General features: G+C 62.3%; 20 protein-coding genes and 2 tRNA genes. 12 read left to right on the top strand and 10 right to left on the bottom strand.

Translation table 11 applies throughout. The annotated features are described in order from the left end of the window. The first annotated feature begins 139 nt into the window (after nucleotides 1–139). A complete protein-coding gene (locus EP165_RS14595) occupies nucleotides 140–2,116 on the top strand; it encodes a bifunctional 2',3'-cyclic-nucleotide 2'-phosphodiesterase/3'-nucleotidase (RefSeq protein WP_127523575.1) in 1,977 nt (658 codons plus the stop codon). 145 nt (nucleotides 2,117–2,261) lie between these two features. On the opposite strand, the gene EP165_RS14600 is transcribed toward EP165_RS14595, so the two are convergent. The 6 genes from EP165_RS14600 to EP165_RS14625 all read right to left on the bottom strand — a co-directional run bounded on the left by EP165_RS14600 (nucleotide 2,262) and on the right by EP165_RS14625 (nucleotide 7,872). Beyond that, nucleotides 2,262–3,500, bottom strand: coding sequence for an SAM-dependent methyltransferase (locus tag EP165_RS14600; protein ID WP_127523576.1), 1,239 nt, complete (start codon nucleotides 3,498–3,500; stop codon nucleotides 2,262–2,264). Between the two features lie 63 nt (nucleotides 3,501–3,563). Further along, nucleotides 3,564–4,403, bottom strand: a complete 840-nt coding sequence (locus tag EP165_RS14605) for a DUF1365 domain-containing protein (protein WP_127523577.1) — start codon at nucleotides 4,401–4,403, stop codon at nucleotides 3,564–3,566. An 8-nt stretch (nucleotides 4,404–4,411) separates the two neighbouring features. Beyond that, nucleotides 4,412–5,743, bottom strand: coding sequence for an NAD(P)/FAD-dependent oxidoreductase (locus EP165_RS14610; RefSeq protein WP_127523578.1), 1,332 nt, complete (start codon nucleotides 5,741–5,743; stop codon nucleotides 4,412–4,414). Then, nucleotides 5,700–7,196: a cryptochrome/photolyase family protein gene (locus EP165_RS14615; RefSeq protein ID WP_127523579.1), complete on the bottom strand. Its 1,497-nt coding sequence runs from the start codon at nucleotides 7,194–7,196 to the stop codon at nucleotides 5,700–5,702. The genes EP165_RS14610 and EP165_RS14615 overlap by 44 nt, the downstream gene beginning before the upstream one ends. 78 nt (nucleotides 7,197–7,274) lie before the next feature. Continuing rightward, nucleotides 7,275–7,661: a hypothetical protein gene (locus tag EP165_RS14620; RefSeq protein ID WP_127523580.1), complete on the bottom strand. Its 387-nt coding sequence runs from the start codon at nucleotides 7,659–7,661 to the stop codon at nucleotides 7,275–7,277. 136 nt (nucleotides 7,662–7,797) lie between these two features. Then, nucleotides 7,798–7,872: transfer RNA gene (locus EP165_RS14625), tRNA-Asn, on the bottom strand. Nucleotides 7,873–8,051: 179 nt separating this feature from the next. On the opposite strand from EP165_RS14625, the gene EP165_RS14630 reads away from it, so the two are divergent. The 7 genes from EP165_RS14630 (at nucleotide 8,052) to EP165_RS14660 (ending at nucleotide 15,805) form a co-directional block, all read left to right on the top strand. Continuing rightward, nucleotides 8,052–8,375, top strand: a complete 324-nt coding sequence (locus EP165_RS14630; protein WP_245440164.1) for a hypothetical protein — start codon at nucleotides 8,052–8,054, stop codon at nucleotides 8,373–8,375. A gap of 110 nt (nucleotides 8,376–8,485) precedes the next feature. Next, a tRNA-Cys gene (locus EP165_RS14635) sits at nucleotides 8,486–8,559 on the top strand. An 85-nt stretch (nucleotides 8,560–8,644) separates the two neighbouring features. After that, entirely contained in the window at nucleotides 8,645–9,319 is a 675-nt protein-coding gene (locus tag EP165_RS14640) for a protein-L-isoaspartate O-methyltransferase family protein (protein WP_127523581.1), read from the top strand. A gap of 212 nt (nucleotides 9,320–9,531) precedes the next feature. Then, entirely contained in the window at nucleotides 9,532–10,869 is a 1,338-nt protein-coding gene (locus EP165_RS14645) for a TolC family outer membrane protein (RefSeq protein WP_281040016.1), read from the top strand. Between the two features lie 186 nt (nucleotides 10,870–11,055). Further along, a complete protein-coding gene (locus EP165_RS14650) occupies nucleotides 11,056–11,697 on the top strand; it encodes a DUF2497 domain-containing protein (RefSeq protein ID WP_127523583.1) in 642 nt (213 codons plus the stop codon). 157 nt (nucleotides 11,698–11,854) lie between these two features. Next, nucleotides 11,855–14,758 carry a valine--tRNA ligase gene (locus EP165_RS14655; protein WP_127523584.1) on the top strand — a complete coding sequence of 968 codons (2,904 nt, stop codon included), beginning with the start codon at nucleotides 11,855–11,857 and terminating at the stop codon, nucleotides 14,756–14,758. 201 nt (nucleotides 14,759–14,959) lie between these two features. Further along, complete coding sequence (locus EP165_RS14660; RefSeq protein WP_245440166.1) at nucleotides 14,960–15,805, top strand: tetratricopeptide repeat protein; 846 nt, start codon at nucleotides 14,960–14,962, stop codon at nucleotides 15,803–15,805. Between the two features lie 9 nt (nucleotides 15,806–15,814). On the opposite strand, the gene EP165_RS14665 is transcribed toward EP165_RS14660, so the two are convergent. Then, the gene (locus tag EP165_RS14665; protein WP_127523585.1) at nucleotides 15,815–16,126 is read right to left on the bottom strand and encodes a hypothetical protein; all 312 of its coding nucleotides are present in this window, start codon (nucleotides 16,124–16,126) and stop codon (nucleotides 15,815–15,817) included. Between the two features lie 76 nt (nucleotides 16,127–16,202). Next, a complete protein-coding gene (gene xth / locus EP165_RS14670; protein WP_127523586.1) occupies nucleotides 16,203–17,009 on the bottom strand; it encodes an exodeoxyribonuclease III in 807 nt (268 codons plus the stop codon). 131 nt (nucleotides 17,010–17,140) lie between these two features. Between xth and EP165_RS14675 the strand changes: the two genes are divergently transcribed. Further along, complete coding sequence (locus tag EP165_RS14675) at nucleotides 17,141–18,505, top strand: uracil-xanthine permease family protein (RefSeq protein ID WP_127523587.1); 1,365 nt, start codon at nucleotides 17,141–17,143, stop codon at nucleotides 18,503–18,505. A 71-nt stretch (nucleotides 18,506–18,576) separates the two neighbouring features. Here the strand turns inward: EP165_RS14675 and erpA are convergent, their stop codons facing one another. Then, nucleotides 18,577–18,927: an iron-sulfur cluster insertion protein ErpA gene (erpA, locus tag EP165_RS14680; protein ID WP_127523588.1), complete on the bottom strand. Its 351-nt coding sequence runs from the start codon at nucleotides 18,925–18,927 to the stop codon at nucleotides 18,577–18,579. 75 nt (nucleotides 18,928–19,002) lie between these two features. Between erpA and EP165_RS14685 the strand changes: the two genes are divergently transcribed. The 3 genes from EP165_RS14685 (at nucleotide 19,003) to EP165_RS14695 (ending at nucleotide 24,670) form a co-directional block, all read left to right on the top strand. Next, complete coding sequence (locus tag EP165_RS14685) at nucleotides 19,003–20,223, top strand: deoxyguanosinetriphosphate triphosphohydrolase (RefSeq protein WP_127523589.1); 1,221 nt, start codon at nucleotides 19,003–19,005, stop codon at nucleotides 20,221–20,223. 70 nt (nucleotides 20,224–20,293) lie between these two features. Next, complete coding sequence (gene argS / locus EP165_RS14690; protein ID WP_127523590.1) at nucleotides 20,294–22,054, top strand: arginine--tRNA ligase; 1,761 nt, start codon at nucleotides 20,294–20,296, stop codon at nucleotides 22,052–22,054. Nucleotides 22,055–22,156: 102 nt separating this feature from the next. Then, complete coding sequence (locus EP165_RS14695; protein ID WP_127523591.1) at nucleotides 22,157–24,670, top strand: SPOR domain-containing protein; 2,514 nt, start codon at nucleotides 22,157–22,159, stop codon at nucleotides 24,668–24,670. Nucleotides 24,671–24,728: 58 nt separating this feature from the next. Here EP165_RS14695 and EP165_RS14700 read toward each other — a convergent pair whose 3' ends face one another. Beyond that, entirely contained in the window at nucleotides 24,729–25,082 is a 354-nt protein-coding gene (locus EP165_RS14700) for a YggT family protein (protein WP_127523592.1), read from the bottom strand. Nucleotides 25,083–25,104: the final 22 nt, after the last annotated feature.

Here is a 25,104-nt window from a genome sequence, read left to right on the forward strand (position 1 = left end):
AGATCATTGCCGCAACGTCACTTGCCCATGCTTTGCCTGTCATGAAGATGTGTCCTGAATCTGCTGGACTCCTGAACAAAGCGGCGCGAAACTTTTCAGATTAGCAGCCGACTTAGTATTTCACTTCAGGAGGCATTCTATGACCACTCATCTTCATTCCGTTTCCCGACGCTCATTTCTCGGAGGCGCCGCCGCACTGGGCAGCCTCGTCGTGATGCATCCTTTCGCCGCCCGCGCCATGGGCAACCAGGCGCATCTGCGCATCATGGAAACGACAGACATTCATGTGTCGGTGCTGCCCTACGATTATTATGCCGACCGGCCCAACGACACGATGGGCCTGGCTCGCACCGCGTCGATCATCGACGGTTTTCGCGCCGAGGCGGCCAACACGATGCTGGTCGACAATGGCGACTACCTTCAGGGCAATCCGATGGGCGACTGGATCGCCTATGAGCGGGGCATGAAGGAAGGCGACATGCACCCGGTCATCAAGGCCATGAACGTGCTGGGCTACGATTGCGGAACGCTCGGCAACCACGAATTCAACTACGGCCTGTCCTTCATGGACAAGGTGAACGCCGGCGCGAATTACCCGATCATTTGCGCCAATCTGGTCAGCGGCACTGAGCTCGCGGCCAACCCGCGCGATGACAAACTCTATGCCAAGCCCTACGTGATCATGGACAAGACGGTGACCGACGGCGCCGGCGCCGAGCAGACCGTACGTGTCGGCTTCATCGGCTTTGTGCCGCCGCAGATCATGACCTGGGATTCGCGCCATCTGGTCGGCAATGTCGTCACCCGCGACATCGTCGAGGCTGCTGCAGCCTGGGTGCCGCAGATGAAGGAAGAGGGAGCCGACATCGTGATCGCGCTTTCGCATTCCGGCATCGACAACAAGAAGTCCGACATGATGGAGAACGCCTCGTTCTTCCTGGCCGGTGTCGAAGGGATCGATGCGGTGTTCACCGGCCATCAGCATCTCGTCTTCCCGGGCGCGTTCGATGGACTGGAAGGCATCGACAACACCAAGGGAACCATCCAGGGCAAGCCCGCCGTGCAGGGCGGTTTCTGGGGTTCCCATATGGGCCTTATCGATCTCCTGATCGAACGCGACGGCAACAGCTGGAAGGTGGTGGATTCCACCTCCGAGGCACGGCCGATCTACACCCGCGACGAAAACCGCAAGGTGAACCCGACCGTGGAGAACCTGGCCGCGGTCGAGGCGGCCGTGATGGAGGACCACGAGAACACGCTCACCTATGTGCGCACGCCGGTCGGCAAGACCTCCGCACCGCTTTATTCCTATTTCGCACTGGTCGCCGACGACCCGTCGGTGCAGATCGTGAGCCAGGCGCAGATCTGGTATGTGAAGGACCTGCTGAAGGACGGCGAATACAAGGATCTGCCGGTGCTTTCCGCGGCGGCTCCCTTCAAGGCCGGCGGCCGCGGCGGCCCTGAATATTATACCGACGTTCCCGCTGGCGACGTGGCGATCAAGAACGTCGCCGACCTCTACCTTTACCCGAACACGGTGCGCGCGGTCGCCGTCACCGGTGCGACGGTCAGGGAATGGCTCGAAATGTCGGCCGGCATCTTCAACCAGGTTGAGCCCGGCAAGGCCGACCAGCCGCTGCTCAACCCGGACTTCCCGTCCTACAATTTCGATGTGATCGACGGCGTGACCTACAAGATCGACCTGTCGAAGCCGGCGAAATACACGCCGAAGGGCGAGGTCCAGAATGCGGATTCAAGCCGCATTGTCGACCTGATGTTCGACGGCAAGCCGATCGACCCGGACCAGAGGTTCATCGTCGCCACCAACAACTACCGCGCCGGCGGCGGCGGCAATTTTCCGGGCATCAATGACGATGTGGTGGTGCTGTCCGCACCCGATACAAACCGCGATGTGATCGTGCGCTATATTGTCGACCGGGGCACCATCAATCCGTCTGCCGACGCCAACTGGACCTTCGCCGCGATCGACGGCGCAACCGTGCTGTTCGACACCGGCCCGAAGGCGAAGGAGTTCATCGCCGACGTGAAGGGCGTGAAGATCGAGGCCGCAGGCGAGGGCGCCGACGGCTTCGCGCAGTACCGCATCACGCTTTAGGTGTTGTTCGCTCTTCTCCCCGTTCACGGGGAGAAGATGCCAGCAGGCAGATGAGGGGCAGCGCGAGGCTGCGAAAGTTCGGGTCGGCCCCTCATCCGGCCCTACGGACCACCTTCTCCCCGTGAACGGGGAGAAGGAAAGCGGTTCAGGCCTTGTAGACCACCTGCCTCACGTCGATGTATTCGGCGCGAAAACCTGCTTCGCAATAATGCAGGTAAAATTCCCACAGCCTGCGAAAACGCTCGTCGAAGCCCATATGGACGATCCTGTCCCATGAATCCTGGAACCGCGTGCGCCATTCGGCCAGCGTGCGTGCATAGTCCTGCGGGAACACGCGCTCGCGCAGAAATGCAAGGCCCTGATCGGCACCGAGCGAGCGCAAGAGCTGCGGTGTCGGCAGCATGCCGCCCGGAAACACATAACGCTGGATGAAGTCGACCCGCGAACGGTAGCGCTCGAACGCTTCCTCGTTGATGGTGATGATCTGCAGCCCGGCGGTGCCGCCCGGTTTCAGGCACTCTTTCATCTTGCCGAAGAACACCGGCCAGTACTTCTCGCCCACCGCCTCGAACATCTCGATGGAGGCGATGCGGTCATATTTGCCGGTCTCGTCGCGATAGTCCTGGAACTTGATCTCCACCTTGTCGCTGAGCCCGGCCTTCTGGATACGTGCCTTTGCGAAATCGTGCTGCTCGCGGCTGATGGTAAGACCCGTCACCCGGCAGCCCACCTCGCGGGCGGCGAACTCGGCGAAGCCGCCCCAGCCGCAGCCGATTTCCAGCACATGGTCGCCGGCCTGAATGCCGATGTCGCGGGCAAGCGCCCGGTATTTTTCGCCCTGGGCGCGCTCCAGATCGTTGGCCCCGGTGGAATAGAGCGCCGATGAATAGGTCATCGAGGGGTCGAGCCACTCGCGATAGAAGGCATTGCCCAGATCGTAATGTGCCGAGATGTTTTTGCGGGCGCGTGTGCGGGTGTTGTCGTTGAGCCAATGGCGGAAGCGCTGGATAGCACCCATGAACCAGTTGGCTCCGCCGGCAAGCTGCTCGCCTGCATTTTCGTTGACGACAAAAAGCTCCAGAAAGCGCGTTACGTCGGGGCTGTCCCAGTCGCCGTCGATGAAGGATTCCGCCACCCCGATCGTAGCGCCGGAAAACGCCCGGCCGGGCAGGCGCCAGTTTTTCAGCGTTAGCACCGCATCCGGCCCGGGCGCATTGCCTCCGACGATCACGGAGCGGCCATCGGGCATGTTGATGGTCAGCGTGCCTTTCGGCAATTCTGTAAGCAAACGCAGCGCCATACGCGCCTTGGCTGGAAGCCCGCGCGTGAATTCTGCGTGGTTTTCTTTCGTGAGCCCGATCGCCTCGTTAACGGTCCCGCCCATATGCACCGCCTCTATCTGCTGCCGCCAGAAAGGCGGCCGACCTCCGAATTGCCGCCAGCGCGGCTATTCACCGGGAGCAGTGTGACGCCCTGCATCACTGAAGCTGACGGGGTGTGGGGGCGGCGGCGACTTGTGAAACCGGGCGCCCTTCAGCCACAGTTTGAGGGCTTCCCAATGGATTCCCGCCATGATTTTCCATGTCATGAAAGGAATACGCAAGAGGTTTGCTGCAAGCGCGGCAGTAGAAACCGGCCGGGCCTTGCCGGAAAACGTAGCGGCAAGCAGTGCTTCGCCGGCCTCCGTCTCGTGAATACGCAGCCGGACTGTCTTTCCGGGCGGCAGGATGCGGAAATGGTAGCGGGCATCCATGCCGATGAACGGCGAGACGTGAAAGAGCTTGGCCCGCGTCTGGCGAATGCCGGCTTCCGACATGTCGCCGGGCTCGACCTGCGCGACGTAGCTGTGACGTTCGCCGAAGGTGTTGCGCACCGCATAGATCAGCGCGATCGGCTTTTCCCCGCCGCCATAGACGAAATAGACCGAGATCGGATTGAACGCATAACCGAAGAGGCGTGGATAACTGAGAAGCAGGATACGCTGTGCCGTTTCGGCGATCCCTGCCTGGCGCAGAAGCCGGTCGGCGAAACCGCGCAGCGTCTCGCCGTCGCGCTCGGTCTGGTCACTTTCGCGCAACGAAACAAGGTTGGGTTTGTTGACCGACATAAGCGGCGATAACCGGTCGACCTCCTCAAGCCGGTCGATATCGACCAGCATCGAAAAGACCTTGTAGTTGAACCGGTGGCCGAACGGCTTCAGCCGCTGATGCATGACTTCGCCGTTATAAAGAACCGCCGCTGCCTCGGGCGGCGGACCATTGTCGGTCATGGTTGTGATGCGTTCCATGGCCAAGCCTATTCCGCGGCGAGCGGCATGTTCGCCGGCAGAGTATTGAGCGAAGCGCGCCACGGCACGGTGGCGCCCAGCGCCTGCGCGGCATTGAGGCCGGAGCGCAGGCCGTCTTCGTGAAAGCCGGCTCCCGTCCAAGCGCCCGCGAACCAGGTGCGGCGCACGCCCTGAATGTCGTCGAGCCGGATTTGCGCCGCCTGAGAGCGGGCATCGAACTGCGGGTGTTCGTAGCTCCACTCGCCGAAGACGAGTTCGTCGCGCGGCTCGACCGCGGGATTGAGTGTCACGAACAGCGGCTTGCCGGCATCGATCCCCTGCAGCCTGTTCATCCAGTAGGTGACGCAGACCTCGTCATCGCCGCTTGAGCGCAGATAGTTCCACGCCGACCAGGCGCGCCGGGACTTGGGCATCAGCCGCGGGTCGCGATGGAGAACGACTCTGTTCGGCTTGTAGGGAACGGCAGAAAGAAGGTTCTTTTCCGTTGCTGAAGGATCGCCCAGCATCGCAAGCGCCTGATCGCTGTGGGCGGCGATGATCACCTGATCGAAACGTTCGGGTTCGGCGTCGCCCGCCCAGATCGTGACGCCCAGCGAATCGCGGATCACGGTTTTCACGGGCGCGTTCGTCCTGATGTCATGGACGGGTGCCAGGAGTTTGTCGAGATAGGTTCGCGCACCGCCTTTCACAGTGCGCCACACCGGTCGCTGCCAATGGATCAGCCGGTGATTCTCGAAAAACGAGATGAAGCTCTCCGCCGGATAGTCCAGCATCTTGATGCGCGGCGTCGACCAGATCGCGGCCGCCATCGGGATCAGATAATTGTCGCGAAATCCCGCCGAGAAGCTGCGGAAATCCAGATATTCGCCGATAGTGCGGTTGTGGAGAACGCCGGCTTGCCGGTCGGTCACGCAAACGGCGTTGAAACGGAATATCTCGCGCAGCATGAAAAGAAACCGCGGCGAGAAGAGGTTTTTCGGCTGCGCGAAGATCGAGCTGATCGTGCTTCCGCTCCACTCGAGTTTGCCGCCGTCGAGCGACAGCGAAAACCCCATGTCGCTTTCGACGGTCGCAATGCCGAGATGTGCAAAGAGGGCGGTCAGCTCCGGATAGTTGTGCTCGTTGTAGACGATGAAGCCGGTGTCGACCGGTATGATCTCGCCATCATAGTCGACATCGACGGTGGCGGTGTGGCCGCCCGGCCGCTCGCCGGCTTCGAAAAGCGTGATATCGGCATGCGCGGCGAGTGCCCATGCCGCCGAGGCGCCGGAAATGCCGGACCCGACGACCGCTATCTTATGCTTGCCTGCGTTTCCCCGGTTGATCGGAATGATGTTCATGTGCTCCCCGCAACTGCTGATAGGCCGCAAGTGCACGCTGGCGCGCCTCGCGGTGGTCAATCAGAGCTACGGGGTAGACGGCTGAGAGTTTCACGTCGGACGTCGATTTCTGCGCTTTTTTTGAAGCCGGCTGGTGAATGGAATCTGCGTCGGTTTTCGCGAGTTCCGGCACGAAGCGGCGCACATAATCGCCATGGGGATCGAATTTTTCGCCCTGCAGCGTTGGATTGAAGATGCGGAAATAGGGCGCGGCATCGGCGCCGCAGCCCGCGACCCACTGCCATGAGGCGGGATTGTTGGCCGCGTCGGCGTCGACCAGCGTGTCCCAGAACCAGGTTTCGCCCTCGCGCCAGTCGATCAGCAGGTGCTTGGTGAGAAACGAGGCGACGACCATGCGCACGCGGTTGTGCATCCAGCCGGTTTCCCAGAGCTGACGCATGCCGGCATCGACAATCGGATAGCCTGTCCGGCCTAGCTGCCAGGCCTTGAGTGCCGATTCATCCTGCCGCCAGGGAAATTCGTCGAAGTCGCGGTTGAAGTTGGTGCGGGCCAGGTCGGGATTGTGGAAAAGCAGATGCCAGGCGAATTCCCGCCACACCAGCTCCTTGCGGAACTTCAGCACGTCGTCGCCGAGCTTGTCGTCGAGCCCGGAAAGTGCATGCCAGATCTGGAACGGCGTGATCTCGCCATTTGCCAGATAGGGCGAAAGCCGCGACGTGCTTTCCCGGTCAGGCCGGTCGCGCTTGACGGCATAATCTTCCAGCGCCCCGTCGATGAAATCGGCAAGCCGCCGTTGGGCTCCGGCTTCGCCCGGCTGCCAGCTTTCGCGGAGGCCGCTGGCCCAGTCGGGTTTTGTCGGCAGGAGTTCCCAGTCGGCGAGATCGTCGGAGGCGAGGGGGCCATCGAACCCACGAATTTTCTTCGGCGCCGCAACCGGTGCGCGCGGTTCGTCGCCGGACGCGAGTGCACGCCAGAAGGGCGTGTAGACCTTGTAGAACCCGCCGCTGCCGGTCTTCGGCTTCCAGGGTTCATGCAGAAGCTGCCCTTCAAAGCTGGCGCAGGCGACGCCGCGATCCTTCAGGCCGGATTTGAGCGCTGTATCGACCTCGATCGCGGGCGGATCGTAGCGGCGGTTCCACAGCACCATGTCGGCGCCGGTCTTTTGCAGAACGTCGTCCACGACCGAAAGCGTTTCGCCCGAACGCAGAAAAAGTCTCGCGCCCCGTTCACCGAGTGCCTTGTCGAGTGCGGTTAGCGAGTGATGCAGCCACCAGCGTCGCGCACCGCCCAGCGGCCGAATGCCGGGCGACACCTCGTCGAATATGAACAAGGGAATGACTGGCTTGCCGCTCTCGGCAGCTGCGGACAGCGCGCGATTGTCCGCCAGCCGCAAATCGTGGCGGAAGAGAACGACAACAGGGTTTTCGGTTTCGCCGGAGCTGGAGACGGTCATGATCTGTCTTGGCTGCTGGGACGCTGGAACCCGTCAAACTAGGCAGCGCCGCCGCGGCGGCAAGGGTAGTTGGTGTAGCTAGACCCTAGGGACCGAGGTGATCCAGCCGCGCACGACGGGCCGACCGTCGACTTTCACTTCGCAAACAGCCTCGAATCTTTCACCCGGCCAATCCCGGTCGCTCATAAATTTGGATACCTTCTGCATTTCGTCCTCTAGCGGAGGACGGCAGAACGACCATGCATCTTCCAAATAGAACGGTACATTCGCTCCGAAACCTAGATAACGCCTCGTGGATTTCTCTTCAGGAATACCGACCAGGATGGCTCGAAGACCGTTCTTGTATGAGAGAGAGAATGCGCCTTCAGGCATCGGCGGCCGCGTAAAATACCCGGCGCGATACTGATCGTAGGTTAAGTAGCCAACGCCTGTCAGCATCGCCGCGAGCACGATCCACTTGAGCATGCTTGTCCCCAATCGATTGAGCATCCGTAAGGGGGACGCTGGTCTATTTCAATGTTTTAGGGCGACAGCTTCTCTTAGGAGACCGAAGCTCAACAAGGCGGCCGGCTGACGCAGCTCGATGGAATGAAGAAGAAAGTGGCTCCCCGGGCCGGATTCGAACCAGCGACCAACCGGTTAACAGCCGGTTGCTCTACCGCTGAGCTACCGGGGAACAGCCGCGCTCGCGAACGGCGGAGCCTATAGCAAACCGACTCGGCTTTGCAAAGCGCGCTACCGGCAAAAAATGCCGCACCGCGATTTTGCTCGCAATACGGGCCAAATCACCTCACATATCGCCCGGAACTTCCCGGGCGGCAAAAGGACGCCTGGCCCGTATTTGCATGGTGGCGAATGGCAAAAACCGACCCGAATGACATGTCCGAAGGCAGCGGTGCCGGTGCGCGGGGCGACTTGCCCAACGCGGCAAAACCGGTACGTTTGCGCTTTCTGGGCCGCGAAGTCGCCTTGCCGCGGTCGCGTCTGGCTCGCACGGCGCTCGGGATTGGCCTTATGCTGCTGGGCACCTTGGGCTTCCTGCCGGTACTCGGATTCTGGATGATTCCCTTGGGCGCGCTCATCCTGTCGTACGATTTTGCCGCCTTTCGCCGCCTGCGCAGGCGAATCGTGCTGTGGTGGGGACAGCGCCGCTCGCAGCGGGCCCGGAATCGCGACTGACAAACGAATTCTTCAGAACACGGCGAGGATTCTCTTCAGAACCGCTTGCCCCGGCTTGACGGAGGATTCGCCCCAACCTATTGATCCGCCTGCGCTGCGCCGAGCAGCGGGGCCTCGTGGCGGAGTGGTTACGCAGAGGACTGCAAATCCTTGCACCCCGGTTCGATTCCGGGCGAGGCCTCCAATTCACACAAGAACTTGCGATCCGGCACCAGCCGGTGTTGCATGAGGGCATGGCGCGACAGCGCTGCAACCGGGCGGTAACGACTATGAGCGGCGATTTCGAGCAGCGCAGGGTGAAAATGGTCGACGGGCAGTTGCGCACGACCGACGTGACGAGCGCGTCGGTTCTGGACGCGATGCTCTCCGTGCCGCGAGAGGAATTCGTGCCCAGGTCGCGCGCCGAGCTGGCCTATATCGACGAGGACATTCTGGTTGCGGATGCGGCATCGGATGCGCCGGCCCGCTATCTGATGGAGCCGTCGCCCTTTGCCAAATTGGTTCAGCTGGCCGAGATCGAATCCGGTGACTTCGTGCTCGATATCGGTTGCACCACCGGCTATTCCAGCGCGGTGCTGTCGCAGCTGGCGAGTTCGGTGATCGCACTGGAGTGCGACGAGGGCCTCGCGGCCACCGCGACCGGCAAACTCACCGAGCTTGGCTATGACAATGTCGCTGTTGTCACCGGTGCGCTCCAGGCCGGGTGCCCGGATGAAGCGCCGTTCGATGTCATTATTGTGGAGGGCGCGGTCGATCAGGTGCCGGACGAGCTGCTGCTGCAGCTGCGCGATGGCGGCCGCCTGGTCGCGGTTGTCGGCAACGGCAACGCAGGTGCCGCGCATGTCTTCTATAATGCGGAAGGCGTGATCAGCGGCCGCAAGGCCTTTAACGCCGCGGTTCGCCCGCTGCCAGGGTTCCAGCAGGTTGCGGAGTTCCAATTCTGAGGCTTGAACGCAACACATTGCGATTCCGTGGACTGGCTCAAATCCGCCTCTTACATTGTTCCTTGAACTCACTACATCTGCCGTGTAGCCATTAAGCTGGCCTCGGATGAGGGGACTCTCCAGGCCGTCTGGACATTGTTTGGCTGGTTGCTGTCCGGCTGTAAGTGAGGTGGGTTGTGTTCCCAGTTCGACGGAGTGTCGCGAGCGCGTTCATGCTCTCACTGGCGCTGGTAATTTCTGCGCCTGCCTCCGCTGAAACCATCGCCGGGGCCATGGCCAAGGCCTATCAGAACAATTCGAGCCTGAATTCGGAACGCGCCGGCGTGCGCGTGACCGACGAAAACGTCGCGATCGCCAAGTCCGGCTACCGGCCCACTATTGCCGGCACCGCAGGTGTCACCTACACCCGCTCCTCCGCGCTTGGAGGCCGCTCGATCACCTCCGGTTCTTTCGGAATCGAGATCAACCAGACGATCTTCGACGGTTTCCAGACCAAGAACAACGTCGCAGCGGCCGAAGCGCAGGTGCGCGCCTCGCAGCAGTCTTTGCGCAATGCCGTGCAGAATACGCTGTTCGACGCCGCGTCAGCCTATATGGGCGTGATTCGCGACCGGCAGGTCGCCGTATTGCGCCAGCGCAATCTCGAGTTCCTGGAAGAACAGGTGCGCGCCGCGCGTTCGCGTTTTGATGTCGGCGAGGGCACCCGCACCGACGTCGCGCAGGCCGAGGCAAGCCGCCAGCAGGCGGTCGCGCAGCTGAGCGCTGCCCGCGCCCAGGTGCTCGCAAGCGAAGCGCTGTACGTTCAGGTCATTGGCGAGCGCCCCGGCAAGCTGCAAGGCGCCGGTCCGGTCGCAAAGCTGCTGCCGGCTTCGGTTGAGCAGGCCTTTGCCGAAGCTGCGCGCGAACACCCGGCAATCGCGGCGACCGAGCATCTGGTCGATGCCGCTGCCTTCACCGTGAAATCCAGCGAAGGTGCGATGCTGCCGGGCGTCTCGGCAACCGCCGGCATTGGCCGCAGCTTTTCCAACGGTGTGCCGGCGCTGCCATCCGATGGCGCAAGCAACACGGCATCGATCGGCGCCGCGCTGCGCGTCCCGATCTATCAGGGAGGACGCGTTTCGGCGACGGTGCGCCGCAACAAGGAATCGCTGGGCCGGGCACGTATCAATGTCGACGTGACCCGCGATCAGGTCCGCAATGCCGTGGCGTCGGCCTGGGCGCAGTATCAGGCTGCGCGCGAATCGGTCGTCGCCAACCGCGAAGTCGTTTCAGCAGCCCAGCTGGCGCTGAACGGCGTTATCGACGAGCGCAGCGTCGGCCAGCGCACGACCCTCGACGTGCTGACTTCGCAGGCCAATGTGAATGCAGCGCAGATCAGCCTGGTGAGTTCCGAATACAGCGTCGTTGTCGCCAGCTATGCCATTCTGTCCGCCATCGGCCGGCTGTCGGTCCACAAGCTTGGGCTGGCGGTTCAGGAGCATGATCCGGAAGAGCATTATCAGGCCGTCAAGGACAAGTGGTTCGGCCTGCGCACGCCCGACGGCCGCTAGATTTCCTCAAGCAATACGCCAGTTCCGGTTCCGCGGCGTCAAACTCTTTGCTGTGCGAAACGGCAAGTTTATTTCACCTGGCGGATTAAACCGTGACGCTCTTTTCGATACGGTCTTGTTGATTCGGATAGTCCGAACAGCGGCGTCGCCAGACGCCGGAGCGAGGAAAGAGGCGGCAGCGGACCAATGGCACAGGCGAGCAGCGTTCCATCGCGCGAACCTTCTATGGAAGAGATTCTCGCGTCGATCCGCAGAATTATCGAAGACAGCGATCATACAGCCCCGGCGGGCAACGATGCGGGGCAGTCGGCGAACGAGGACACGGCGTTCGCGCAGCCCGGCCATGCCGACGACGCGATAGGCGAGCCTGACATCGTAGAGGCTGGCAGCGACGCGGATGCATCCGATATCGATGCCTTCCGAAGTGAACTTTCCGAGCCTGAACCCGTGCGTGACACCACGGATGCCCTGGCAGACGGTTTCACACCGCCGGCAGCCGAGGCAGCTGACAATTTCACGCCGCCGCAGGATTTTCCGCCGCGCGCCGAGCCGCTTCACGACGAGGCACCCGAGCCGTTCGAGCCGTCGGCGACCAATCTGCCGCAGCGTACGTCGATCATCTCCGAGACTGCGGAGCGCCAGGTCGCAGCCGCGTTCGGCGAACTTTCGGACGTGTTTGCAGCCAGCCAGAAGCGCAGCTTCGACGAGATTGCCGAAGAGCTGATGCGGCCCATGCTGCAGGACTGGCTGGACAACAATCTGCCGGTTCTGGTCGAACGTCTTGTCCGCGAGGAAATCGAACGCGTCGCACGCGGCGCAACACGCTGACACCAAGCGGACATTTAGCGCCGCTTCCTGCCGATTGCCGCATTTCAGGCCGCTCGCATGCGCCGGGCGGCCTTGTGCTTTGACCCGTAGCAATTGACTTGGCTGAGCCGTTCCGGTTTACACCGGCGCGACGAATTCCCTTCATCGCGGGCCGCAAATGCTTGAAAAGACCTATGACGCCGCGAGCGTCGAACCCAGGATCACGGACAAATGGGAGGCGGCCGATGCCTTCCGCGCCGGCGCAGGGTCGAAACCCGGCGCGGACCCGTTCACGATCGTCATCCCGCCGCCCAATGTGACCGGCTCTCTGCATATGGGCCATGCCCTCAACAACACCCTGCAGGACATTCTGATCCGCTTCGAGCGCATGCGCGGCAAGAACGTGCTTTGGCAGCCGGGCATGGACCATGCGGGCATCGCGACGCAGATGGTGGTCGAGCGCAAGCTCATGGAAAACCAGATCCATCGCCGCGACCTGACGCGCGAGGATTTCATCGACCGCGTGTGGGAGTGGAAGGGCGAATCCGGCGGTGCGATCCTCAACCAGCTGCGCCGTCTTGGCGCGTCCTGCGACTGGGCGCGTGAGCGCTTCACCATGGACGAGGGACTTTCGGCCGCGGTGCTCGAGGTCTTCGTCACGCTCTACCGGCAGGGGCTGATCTACCGCGGCAAGCGGCTGGTGAATTGGGATCCGGAATTCGAGACAGCCATCTCCGATCTCGAAGTGGAGAACAAGGAAGCCGCCGGCCATATGTGGCACTTCAAATATCCGCTGGCGGGCGGCGAAACCTACACCTATGTCGAGAAGGACGAGGACGGCAATATCGTCTTTACCGAAGAGCGCGACTACATTTCCATCGCCACTACGCGCCCTGAAACCATGCTGGGCGATGGCGCCGTTGCGGTGCATCCCGACGATGAGCGTTATGCGCCGATTGTCGGCAAGCTGTGTGAAATTCCGGTTGGCCCGAAAGAGCACCGCCGCCTGATCCCGATCATCACCGACGAATACCCCGATCCGGAATTCGGCTCAGGTGCGGTGAAGATCACCGGCGCTCATGATTTCAACGATTACCAGGTCGCGCGCCGCAACAGCATTCCGCTCTACCGGCTCATGGATACGCGCGCTGCGATGCGCGCCGACGGCGAGCCTTATGAGCATTGCGCGGCGCAGGCGATGCAGATCGCCAGGACCGGCGACCTGCCGGGTGAAGCGGAAGTCGACGCGATCAATCTCGTGCCGGACGAATATCGCGGCCTCGACCGCTACGAGGCCCGCAAGCTGATCGTCGACGCAATCAACGCCGAAGGCCTCGCCGTCACGGTGAAGGACGAAGAAGGCAACGACATTCCTTACGTGGAATCGAAGAAGATCATGCAGCCCTTCGGTGACCGCTCCAACGTGGTCATCGAGCCGATGCTGACCGACCAGTGGTTTGCAGACGCCAAGACGCTGGCGGAACCGGCCATCGCGTCGGTGCGCGAGGGCCGCACCAACTTCGTGCCCAAGAACTGGGAAAACACTTATTTCAACTGGATGGAAAACATCGAACCCTGGTGCATTTCGCGCCAGCTCTGGTGGGGCCATCAGATTCCCGCCTGGTACGGGCCGGACGGCCATATCTTCGTCGCCAAGACCGAGAAGGAAGCACTGGACGACGCGGTGGAATATTACCTCGCCGTCGACACCCCCTGGAAAAGCTGGGTCGAGGAAAAGCTCGAAAACTTCAAGCCGGGCGAAATCCTCACCCGCGACGAAGACGTTCTCGACACCTGGTTCTCGTCGGCGCTGTGGCCGTTCTCCACGCTCGGCTGGCCGGACAAGACGCCGGAGCTGAAGACCTATTACCAGACCGATGTCCTGGTTACCGGCTTCGACATCATCTTCTTCTGGGTTGCCCGCATGATGATGATGGGCATGCATTTCATGGAAGAAGAGCCCTTCCACACCGTCTACGTGCATGCGCTGGTGCGCGACAAGACCGGCGCCAAGATGTCGAAGTCGAAAGGCAACGTCATCGATCCGCTGGAGCTGATCGACGAATACGGCGCCGATGCGCTGCGCTTCACGCTGGCCATCATGGCCGCGCAGGGCAGGGACGTGAAGCTCGATCCGGCCCGCATCGCCGGCTACCGCAACTTCGGCACCAAGCTCTGGAACGCGACCCGCTTCGGCGAAATGAACGGCATGAAGCGCGACCCGGCGCTGAACCTGTCGGATGTCAAGCTGACCGTGAACCGCTGGATCCTGACGGAGCTATCGCGCACCGCCGGCGAGGTGACGGAGGGCATCACCTCCTATCGCTTCAACGACGCCGCGAGCGCCGCCTACCGGTTTGTCTGGAACCTCTTCTGCGACTGGTATCTGGAGCTTCTGAAGCCGGTATATTCGGGCGAAGACGAGGCCGCGAAAGCCGAGGCGCGGGCGGTATCGGCCTATGTGCTCGACGAAATCTACAAGCTCCTGCACCCCTTCATGCCCTTCATGACGGAGGAGCTTTGGGCTGAAACGGCCGTCGGCGACGAACGCGAAAGCCTGCTTTGCCACGCCGCCTGGCCGCAGCCGGATTTCGCCGATGACGAAGCCGCGGCCGAAATCAACTGGCTGGTCGAGCTGGTCAGCGGCCTGCGCTCGGTACGGGCGGAGATGAATGTGCCGCCAGCGGCAATCGCCCCGCTGGTGATTGTCGGCGCCAACGCCGCAACGCGCGAGCGCGCTGCACGGCACGATCCCGCGATCCGCAGGCTGGCGCGCGCCGGCGAAGTCGGTTTTGCCGATGAAGCGCCCAAGGGTGCCGCGCAGATCGTGGTCGGCGAGGCGACGATCTGCCTGCCGCTCGGCGATCTGATCGACGTGTCTGCGGAGGCTGCTCGGCTGAAGCGGGAAATCGACCGTAATCAGGGCGAGATCGCGCGCATCCAAAAGAAGCTCGGCAATGAGAAGTTCGTCGCCAACGCGCCGGCAGAAGTGGTCGAGGCGGACCGCGAAAAACTCGCTGAACTGACCGAGACCGGCGACCGGCTTAAGCTGGCGCTGCAGCGTGTGGAAGCCGCCGCCTGATCGCCGATTGCAGGTTTTGAGCCTCCCGTGCGCGATTTGTGACGATTCGGCAACAGTCGGGGCAAGAAGAACGGGCAGGCGGCCTGCCTGCCCAAATTGCCCACTTCCCGCCATAAAACGCGCGCACCCGAAAGGTTCATTCACGCCAGGACGCACTCAAGAAGGCGCCCGGCGCAAAACAGATGCGGTTCAGAGCCAACCATGAGTATGTATGTAGCTGGAAAGGGTAACGGGGCTGTCGTCGGCGCTTTTGCAGCGCTAGGCAAAGCCGCAACGGTACTCTGCCTTGCTGTTCTGGTAGCCACGACGCTTTCTCCCGGCGCTTTCGCGCTGGACGAGAAGGCTGTGACTGCTGCGCCGGAGCGCAGCCCGTTCGCGGTGTTCCGTTTCGGCTTCACCGCCTACAAGCAAGGCCACAAGGAAGAGGCCGTCGAAGCCTATCGTTACGCTGCCGAAAACGGCCAGATCGGTGCAAGCTGGAAACTCGCGCGCATGTATGCCGAAGGCGACGGCGTTCAGCGTAACGATTTCGAGGCCTTCAAGTTCTTCAACGAGATCGTGCGTCAGGATGTCGAAGTCGGCTCGCCCGACGTGCCTTATGTATCCGATGCGCTGGTTGCCGTGGCAAACTACCTCAGGACCGGCATCGAAGGCACGCCCGTGAAGCCGAACCTGGCTGCCGCACAGGACTATTACATGCGTGCAGCTGCGACTTACCGTAATCCGGTTGCCCAGTACGAGATCGGCCGCATGTTCCTCAATGGCGAAGGCGTCAGGAAGAATGTGCGTCAGGCCGGCCGCTGGCTCCAGCTCTCGGCGGAGAAGGGCCATGCCGGCGCGCAGGCCACGTTGGGCAACATGCTGTTCCACAGCGGCAAGGTCGTTCAGGGACTGGCGATGATGACCGTTGCGCTGGAGACCGCGCACGTTACCGACGTCGACTGGATCAGAACGATGCAGGAAGAGGCTTTTGCCATTGCCGGCGAAGCCGACCGGCGCACTGCAATCGCCCTTGCCGGCGATCTCCTGCACAAAACCAGCCACTAAGAGCAGGCACTATTTCCTGACGATGCGGGAATGTCCGGCGGCGACTTCGGTTGCCGCCGCCTTCATATCTGCTTGCGGCGACAACACTGGCTCTGTGTCCGCCATGGCAAACGGGCATGACTGCTGCAGCGGCGTCCAGGACGAGTTGTTGAGCACCATGCTGCATCGCGCCAGCCGGTCGCCTCCGGGCAGCCTGAGGCATGCGACTTCGCCGACGCCGTATTTCTTGCCGGCGGCAACGCACTGACAATCAGCCCGGGCCGGGGCCGCGAAAGCGACAACCAGGCCAGCCAGTGAAAGGCCGAGCAGCAGCGTTTTCATGCCCTACATTAGCACAAACGGCCCTTGCGGTCATCCAGGCCGCATTCAGGCGCTCCTGACCCCGTCAGCGCAGGCCTTATGCCGCTTCGAGCGCCAGTTCGGCAATCACCGGCACATGGTCGGACGGCTTTTCCCAGGCCCGGACCCGCTTTTCCACCGTCGTGCCACGCAGATGGTCCGAAGCTTCCGGCGACAGCATCAGGTGATCGATGCGGATGCCGTTGTTCTTTTGCCAGGCACCAGCCTGATAGTCCCAGAATGTGTAAATCCCGGCTGAATCGTCACCGGCCCGCAGCGCATCGGTAAAGCCGAGACCTTCGAGGCGGCGCAGCGACTGCCGGCTTTCCGGCATAAACAGAGCGTCGCCCAGCCAGACGTCGATGTTCTTGGCGTCTTCCGGCTGCGGGATCACATTGTAGTCTCCGGCAAGAACCAGCGGTTCCTCGAACGCCAGCCGGCCTTCGGCCCACCGTTCCAGACGCTCCATCCAGCCGATCTTGTAGGGAAACTTCTCGGTATCCACAGGGTTGCCGTTGGGCAGATAGAGCGACACCACGCGCAGCGCCTTCGGCCTGCCATGCCCGTCGCGCACCGAAAACACGCCTTCGATGAAACGCGCCTGTTCGTCATCGTCGTCGCCCGGAAGCCTGCGATTGACCTCGTCGAAACGCATCTTCGACAGGATCGCGACGCCGTTGAACCCTTTCTGGCCATGGGTTTCGACATGGTAGCCGAGCGATTCGATCTCCATCCGCGGGAAGTTCTCGTCGACCGATTTGATTTCCTGCAGGCAGGCAATATCCGGCGAAGTGTCGCCAAGCCATTGCAGAACATTGTCGATGCGGGCCTTGATGCCGTTGATATTCCAGGTTGCGATTTTCATGAAACGCTTAGCTGTCTTTCAAATTTATTTTGGTGGTCGGGACCTTGCACAGGGAGGATGCTTCACAGCCGCTCCTGCGCTTCGAATCATCTACGCAAAAAGGCGCGGTGTTGAGAAGGGGGAACTTCGAAATGACAGACACGACTGCTGACAACAGCACCGCGCTGGAAGACAGGTTGCGGGATCCCGATTACACGCCGCCGCTCGCCCAGGCCGTGCCACTCGGCATCCAGCACGTGATGGCGATGTTCATTTCCAATGTCACGCCGGCCATCATCGTTGCCGGTGCCGCCGGTTTCGGGTTCGGCTCCAATTCGCCGGACTTTCCGAACCTCATCTACATGATCCAGATGTCGATGCTGTTTGCCGGCATCGCAACCCTGTTTCAGACGATGGGAGCAGGACCGATCGGCGGCAGGCTGCCGATCGTGCAGGGCACAAGTTTCGCCTTCCTGCCGGTCATGATCCCGCTCGTCGCCGGGCAGGGCGTAGCCGCCATGGGCACGCTTATGGGCGGTGTCGTCATCGGCGGCATATTCCACTTCTTTCTGGGCACGTTCATCGGCCGGCTGCGCTTTGCGCTGCCGCCGCTGGTCACGGGTCTCATCGTGCTGATGATCGGCCTGGCTCTGATCAAGGTCGGCATCCAGTATGCCGCAGGCGGCGTACCGCTCATCGGCACCGAGGCCTATGGCGGTGCGCAGCACTGGGGCGTGGCCCTGGTGGTGATTGTGGTCACGCTGCTTTTGAAGTTTTTCGCAAGGGGCATGTGGTCGATCGCAGCCGTACTGCTCGGGTTGATCGCCGGATACATCGTCGCGTTGATGCTCGGCATGGTGAATTTCGGCAATGTCGGCAATGCCGGCTGGGTCGCGGTGCCGACGCCTTTCAAATGGGGTTTCGACATCACCGCCGCCGCGGTCATCGGCATGTGCTTCATGGCCGTCATATCGGCCATCGAAACAGTCGGCGACGTGTCGGGCATCACCAAGGGCGGGGCCGGCCGGGAAGCAACCGACAAGGAAATCTCGGGCGCGACCTATGCCGATGGTCTTGGAACCGCAGTTGCCGGCATTTTCGGCGGTCTGCCCAACACCTCGTTCAGCCAGAATGTCGGCCTCATTTCCATGACCGGCGTGATGAGCCGCCATGTTGTAACCTACGGTGCGATCTTCCTGATCATCTGCGGGCTGATCCCGAAGATCGGTGCGATCATCTCCACGGTGCCGATCGCCGTGCTCGGCGGCGGTGTCATCGTGATGTTCGGCATGGTCGCTTCGGCCGGCATCAACATGCTTTCCGACGTCGACTGGAACCGGCGCAACATGGTGATTTTCGCCATCTCGCTGTCGGTGGGCCTCGGCCTGCAGCTTGAACCCGGTGCGTTGCAGCACTTGCCCAAGACGGCGCAGATACTGCTCACGTCGGGTCTGCTTCCGTCCGCCTTCCTGGCGATCGTGCTCAATCTGGTGCTGCCCAAGGAACTCGAGCGGTAAGGCACCCGCGTAACCCGAACAAAAAAGGCCGCGGAAACGCGGCCTTTTTCATGTCCGATACGGAACGCAGGTCAGATTGAGAAGCTTGTCCCGCAGCCGCAGGAAGCGACAGCATTAGGGTTTTTGATCTGGAATGACTGGCCGATCAAATCGTCGACGAAGTCGATCACCGAGCCGCCCATATAGACAAGCGACAACTCATCGATGAGGACGGTGGCGCCGTCCTTTTCGAACACTTTGTCGTCGTCGTTCTGGCTGTCGGTCAGGTCGATCTTGTAGGAAAAGCCGGAGCAGCCGCCGCCTTCGACGGAAACACGCAGCGCTGTCTTGTCCGGTTGCTTGGCAAGTACGGACAGGATGCGCTTTGCAGCTGCATCGCTGATTTCCACCGAATTCATGGCTGTCTTCGCGTCGGCGCCCATGGCTGTCACCTTGCGTTTGCGTTTCGCTCATAGGTATGAAGCGCCCAGGGGCAAGTCAACCGGCGGCACAGTCACATGACAGCGAGCGGCGATCTGCAGGGTATCGGCTTCGGCTACAGGCCGCGCGCGGCCTATGCCACAGACCCGGCGCGCAGCCGCGGACGTTTTTATGCTGAACCGGAAAGCCCGACGCGAACGCCGTTTCAGCGCGACCGCGACCGCATCATCCACTCAACTGCGTTCCGGCGCCTGAAACACAAGACCCAGGTCTTCATTGCCCATGAAGGCGACCACTACCGCACCCGGCTGACGCATTCGATCGAGGTGGCCCAGATCGCGCGTGCCCTCGCCCGGGCGCTGGAGTGCGACGAAGACCTCGCCGAGGCCGTGGCTCTGGTCCACGATTTCGGCCACACGCCCTTCGGGCATACCGGCGAGGACGCGCTGAACGAGAAGATGGCCCGCTGGGGCGGGTTCGATCACAACGCCCAGTCGCTGCGCGTCGTGACGCGGCTCGAACGGCGCTACGCCGAGTTCGATGGTCTCAACCTGAGCTGGGAGACACTGGAGGGGCTCGTCAAACACAATGGTCCGTTGACCGACGCAGAAGGAAACGGGCTGGATGGCCCCGTGCCGCAGCCGATCCGCGATTACAACGAGCTCGACAATCTGGAGCTCGCAAAGTTTGCCGGCGTGGAAGCGCAATGCGCCGCGATTGCCGACGATATTGCCTACAACGCACACGACATCGACGACGGGCTGCGCTCCGGCCTGCTGACGCTGGACATGCTGCATGAGGTGCCACTCACCGCCGGTCTGCTGGCAACTGTCCAGAGCCGCTATCCGCATCTCGATCCGGCCCGCACCGGGCATGAGATCGTGCGCAGGCAGATAACGGCGATGGTCGAAGACGTGATTGTCACATCGCGCGGCCGTCTTGCCGGCTTGAACCCGCAACGCGTGGAGGATGTCCGCGCCGCATTCGCCCCCTGCGTGGTTTTTTCCGAGCAGATGGCGGCCGACGAAAAGAAGCTGAAAGGCTTTCTTTATGCCAATCTCTACCGCAGCCCGGCGGTGATGCAGGTGCGCGCCCACGCCGAGCAGGTGGTGGCCGACCTCTTCGATGCCTATTACGCGGACCCGCGTCAGATGCCGGAGGGCTGGCGCGAAGGGCTGGACCGGGCCGAGGAGCGGATCCGGGCGCGCAGCGTTGCCGATTTCCTGGCCGGAATGACCGACACCTACGCCCTGAAGGAACACAAGCGCCTGTTTGACCACACGCCGGAATTGGTCTAGGCGAACCACCGTTCAGCCCGACTGAGCCGATTTTCGGGGCGCGTGGGGCGCCAATCTCTGGATTTTCGCCATGAATATCTTCGCCGATTTCAGCAATCGGATTAAGAAAGCTGTAGAACAGTCTGAAATTAAAACAGTAGATGGCGCCAGTCCTGACCTTTCGCGCGTCACTGTCGAGCCGCCGCGCGACCCAAGCCATGGCGACATCGCGACCAATGCTGCCATGGTGCTAGCCAAGGCGGTGGGCCGCAATCCACGCGAGCTGGCCGCCGACATTGCTGCGTTGCTGGAAAAAGACGCCGATGTCGCGGAGGTGGCGGTCGCCGGTCCCGGTTTCATCAATATGCGTTTTTCGCCGCGCTTCTGGCAGGCGCGGCTTGCCGAAATGCTTGCAGCAGCTGGCGGTTTCGGCCGCTCCGGCATGGGTGCCGGCCGCAAGATCAACGTCGAATATGTTTCCGCCAACCCGACCGGCCCCATGCATGTCGGCCATTGCCGGGGTGCGGTTGTCGGCGATGCGCTGGCCAATATTCTTGCCTTCGCCGGCTACGATGTGACCAAGGAATATTACATCAACGACGCCGGCGTGCAGATCGACGTGCTGGCGAAGTCGGTGCTGCTGCGGTACCGCGAGGCGCTGGGCGAGGAGATCGGTGAAATCCCGGCCGGGCTCTATCCTGGCGACTATCTCGTGCCGGTCGGCAAGGCGTTGGCCGACGAATTCGGCGCCGGCCTCACCCAGAAGCCGGAAGACGAAGCGCTTGCGATCGTACGCGACCGCGCGATCGACGCTATGATGGAGCTGATCCGCGAGGACCTCGCAGCACTCAACGTCCATCATGAAGTGTTCTTTTCCGAGCGTTCGCTGCATGGCGATAACGGCGGCGCAATCCGATCCGCCATCAACGACCTGACCCTCAAGGGGCATGTCTACAAAGGCAAGCTGCCACCGCCGAAGGGCCAGTTGCCGGATGACTGGGAAGACCGCGAGCAGACGCTGTTCCGTTCCACCGAGGTCGGCGACGATATCGACCGGCCGCTGGTGAAGTCCGATGGCGCTTATACGTACTTCGCCAGCGATGTCGCTTACATGCGCGACAAGATCGAGCGCGGCTTCGAGGAGCTGATCTTCATTCTCGGCGCCGATCATGGCGGTTATGTCAAACGGCTCGAAGCCCTGGCCAAGGCGCTGTCCGACGGCAAGGTGAAGCTGGAAGTGCTGCTTTGCCAGCTGGTCAAGCTCTATCGCGACGGTGAGCCGGTGCGCATGTCGAAGCGGGCCGGGGAATTCGTGACCTTGCGCGATGTTATCGATGAAGTCGGCCGCGATCCTGTGCGGTTCATGATGCTCTACCGCAAGTCCGATGCACCGCTCGATTTCGACTTTGCCAAGGTGACCGAGCAGTCGAAAGACAACCCGGTCTTCTACGTTCAGTACGCTTCGGCCCGCTGCCATTCGGTATTCCGGCAGGCCAAGGAGGCATTCGGCGTTGAGGGGCTGATCGCCCGCGAGGATATGGCGTCGCGATTCGACCGACTCACCGACGAAGGCGAGGTCGGAATCATCCGCAAACTCGCCGAATATCCGCGTCTGATCGAGCAGGCGGCCGGCGCACACGAGCCGCACCGGCTGGCTTTTTACCTTTACGAGCTGGCAAGTGCGTTCCACACCCACTGGAATCGCGGCACTGAGACACCCGGCTTACGGTTTGTTAAGGTTAACGACCAAGAATTGACCTATGCCAGACTCGGGCTGGTGCAGGCTGTCTCGGATGTACTCACATCCGGCCTCGCGTTGATCGGTGCGGATGCCCCGCAGGAAATGCGCTAGGTTCGCGGAACGTTCTGTCACCATTTGCCCACATTGCGCTGGTAACGGCCACGAAACAGTGACGTCGCCGGCGTCCGACATCGTTTGAGTGCGGGATTAGGCATGGCAGACAGCAACAACATCAATCGCGGCAATGATCACACTGTCGCGGCGGAAGACCCCTTCGCCGAGCTGGCGCGCCTTTTGTCCGGCGACAATGAACAAGAGTCCCACGAAAGCCGCGCGCAGCCCGAGCCCGTGAATGACGAGCCGGCCGACGAAGCGCCGGTCGCGGACGATCCGTTCGCCGTGGACCTCGAAAAGGAACTGCTCGGAGATATGGCTGACGTGGAGGCCGCGCACGCAGCGGCCACCGTCGAAGAGCCCGACGAGATGGACGCCCAATTCCGGGACAACGCACCCGAGATTCCCGATACCGATGAGCCCGGTGCATTCGACGCCTCCGAGGAACCGGATAACTGGGTCGATGACGTGCAAACCGGAGCCGAAGACGTCGCGTATCGCGAGGAAGTGCCCGCATACGACCCGCCGTTCGAAGGCTTGCCGTCCGATGACCGCGAGCCGGAGGGCTATCATGCCCGCGAAAGCACCGATCCGATGCTGGCCGATGTCGACATGGACTTCGGCGAACTCGATGCCGACGGCGCAGAGCCGGTCGATGCAGAGCCTCTCGAAGACGTTGTGGCAGAGATCCCGGACGCCGAAACGCCCGAAGCCGTCTCCCTGGAAGAAGAACTCCAGATGCTGCTTGCCGACACCTCAGGCGAGGTTTCGCACGCTCCGGCCGCAAGCGGCGCGCCGGCGGGCGCCGTGGCAGAGGCCGCGTCGCGGCTTGGACGCGCCAACTATGTCAACGCACAGGGCGCGGCCGCGCCGGTAGAGGCCGGCGGTTGGGACGAGAGCGGTCAAACGGCCGACGATCAGGAAGACGCCGATGACGCGGTCGAGAGTTTCGACGACGCTGACGTCGCGGAATTCCCCGTCGCAGACGACGCAGCGGCAGAGCCGGACAATACCGACACAGACCCCTTCGCCGATCTGGCCGCAATCATGGCCAGGACCGGCGGTGGCGAGACTTCCCCCCAGGCCGAACAGGCTGCCGCTCCCGTGGACATCGAGACCGTGGAGGTTCCCGAAACCGCGCTCGAGCAGGCCGACGACCTTCAATTGCCGGACCTTCCGGCGGATGAACCCGCGCCGCAGCATCCGGATGACGAATTCGAGGCAGACTTGGGTTACGACTTCAATATTCAGTCGGCTGCCCTCGACGATACTGCCGTGCCGGCGGCTGCGGCTTCAGAGGAAACGCCCGACAATCAGGACGACGAAGACCGGTTTTATGCCGAGGCGCTCGGGCTTGGCACCGCAGCAGGTACGGCCGCCGCCTTTGAAACCGCGGCCTACAGCCGCGAACCGCACGAACAGAGTGTCGACGTGGCCCTCGACGAGGCCATGTCGATCGGCGACGACTATGATCAGCCGGCTCGGGAAACCCGCGCCGGCAGGAGCGGGTTTCTGATCGCCGGCGCTGTTGTGGCCGTCGCATTGATCGGCGGCATTGGCGCATTCGCGCTTTCGTTCGGCGGCGACGACGGCCCCGAAACGCCGGTTCTGGTCGAGGCCGACAGCGACCCGCTCAAGGTGAAGCCGGAAAGCCCGGGCGGCGCGGCGGTGCCGGAACAGGACAGCGCCGCACATGAGGCCGCAAGCGGTGTGGCGAATACCGAGCCGACACAGGAAAACCTGGTTTCGACAACGGAGGAGCCGGTCAACATCGCCTCGCGCACCGTCGGCTCCGACCGTCTGCCTGGCGTCGACGAACCGGCCTCGGATGCGGCTGCGGCTGCGGCCAAATCGGAGGATCGCCTCGAACCGGCTGCGACCGAAGCCGAAACCGCGCTGGCAAATGATGTGATTGCGGTTCAGCCGCGCCGGGTGCGCACGATGATCGTTCGCCCGGACGGCACTCTTGTGGCTCGTGAGGAGCCGGCAGCACCGGCCGCCGAAGTTCCCGCACAACCTGCTCCGGCGGTCGAGACCACCCAGCCGGTGCGGCAGATCGAGACCACGCAGCCGGCGGCATCCGGACCGGCTGTGGCACAGACGCCGGACACAGCACCCGCCGCAACGACGCCGGCTCAGCCGGAAACGGTCATAGCCGCCGAGACGCCCGCAACCGAAACCGCGGCAACCGAAGAGGCTGTCGCGGAGAGTGCGGCCAACGATCCGGTGACGCCGAGCGTCGGCCCGGTGGCCACACCGCGCCCTGCAAGCCAGCAGACGGCAGAGCCGCAGCAGGTCGCTCAGGCTGCACCCGCCGCGCGCACCGAGCCGGTTGCTCCCGCGCCGGCCCCGGTAGTGGTCGAGGAAAATTCGACCTGGTCCATGCAGATCGCTTCGCAACCCACCGCCGAGAGCGCACAGGCGACGTATCAGGACCTTGCGCGCCGCTATGGCGAGCTGCTTGGTGGCCGCGGCGTCAACATCGTGCGTGCGGAGATACCGGGGAAGGGCACCTATTACCGTGTCCGCATCCCGACCACATCGCGTGCAGACGGTATCGCCCTGTGCGAGCGCTACAAGGCGATCGGCGGAAGCTGCTTCGTATCGAAATAGGGCCTGCCTGCATTGCAGGCGAAGCGGCGCCCGATGGGCGCCGTTTTTCGTTTCAGAGTCAGCCGCCGAAGAGCTGATACAGGAAGCGCGAGACTTCGCTCTCGAGCGGAAACGACAGCATGCCCATGACCGAATAACCGAGCAGCCAGGGCATCAGGTAAAAGCGGATCATGAAAAAGAACCAGGCCACGTAAAGCGGCACGAAAAGGTCGAGCAGAAAGCTCGGTGTCACCGGCTTAAAGACGCGCAGGATGGGGTTGGTGGCGCGCACGAAGAACTTCATGAAGAAGAACTCGGAGTCCTGAGGCAGGAAAAAGCCCATCGCGGTGCGTGCGATCAGCGTCCACATGACGACGCCCAGCACATAGTCGATGGCAATCACCCAGATCGGAAAGATCGAAAGTGCGTCCATTGTTCGCCTCAGCCCACAGAGA

The sequence above is a fragment of the Mesorhizobium sp. Z1-4 genome, assembly GCF_004000235.1.
GTDB lineage: Bacteria > Pseudomonadota > Alphaproteobacteria > Rhizobiales > Rhizobiaceae > RCIO01.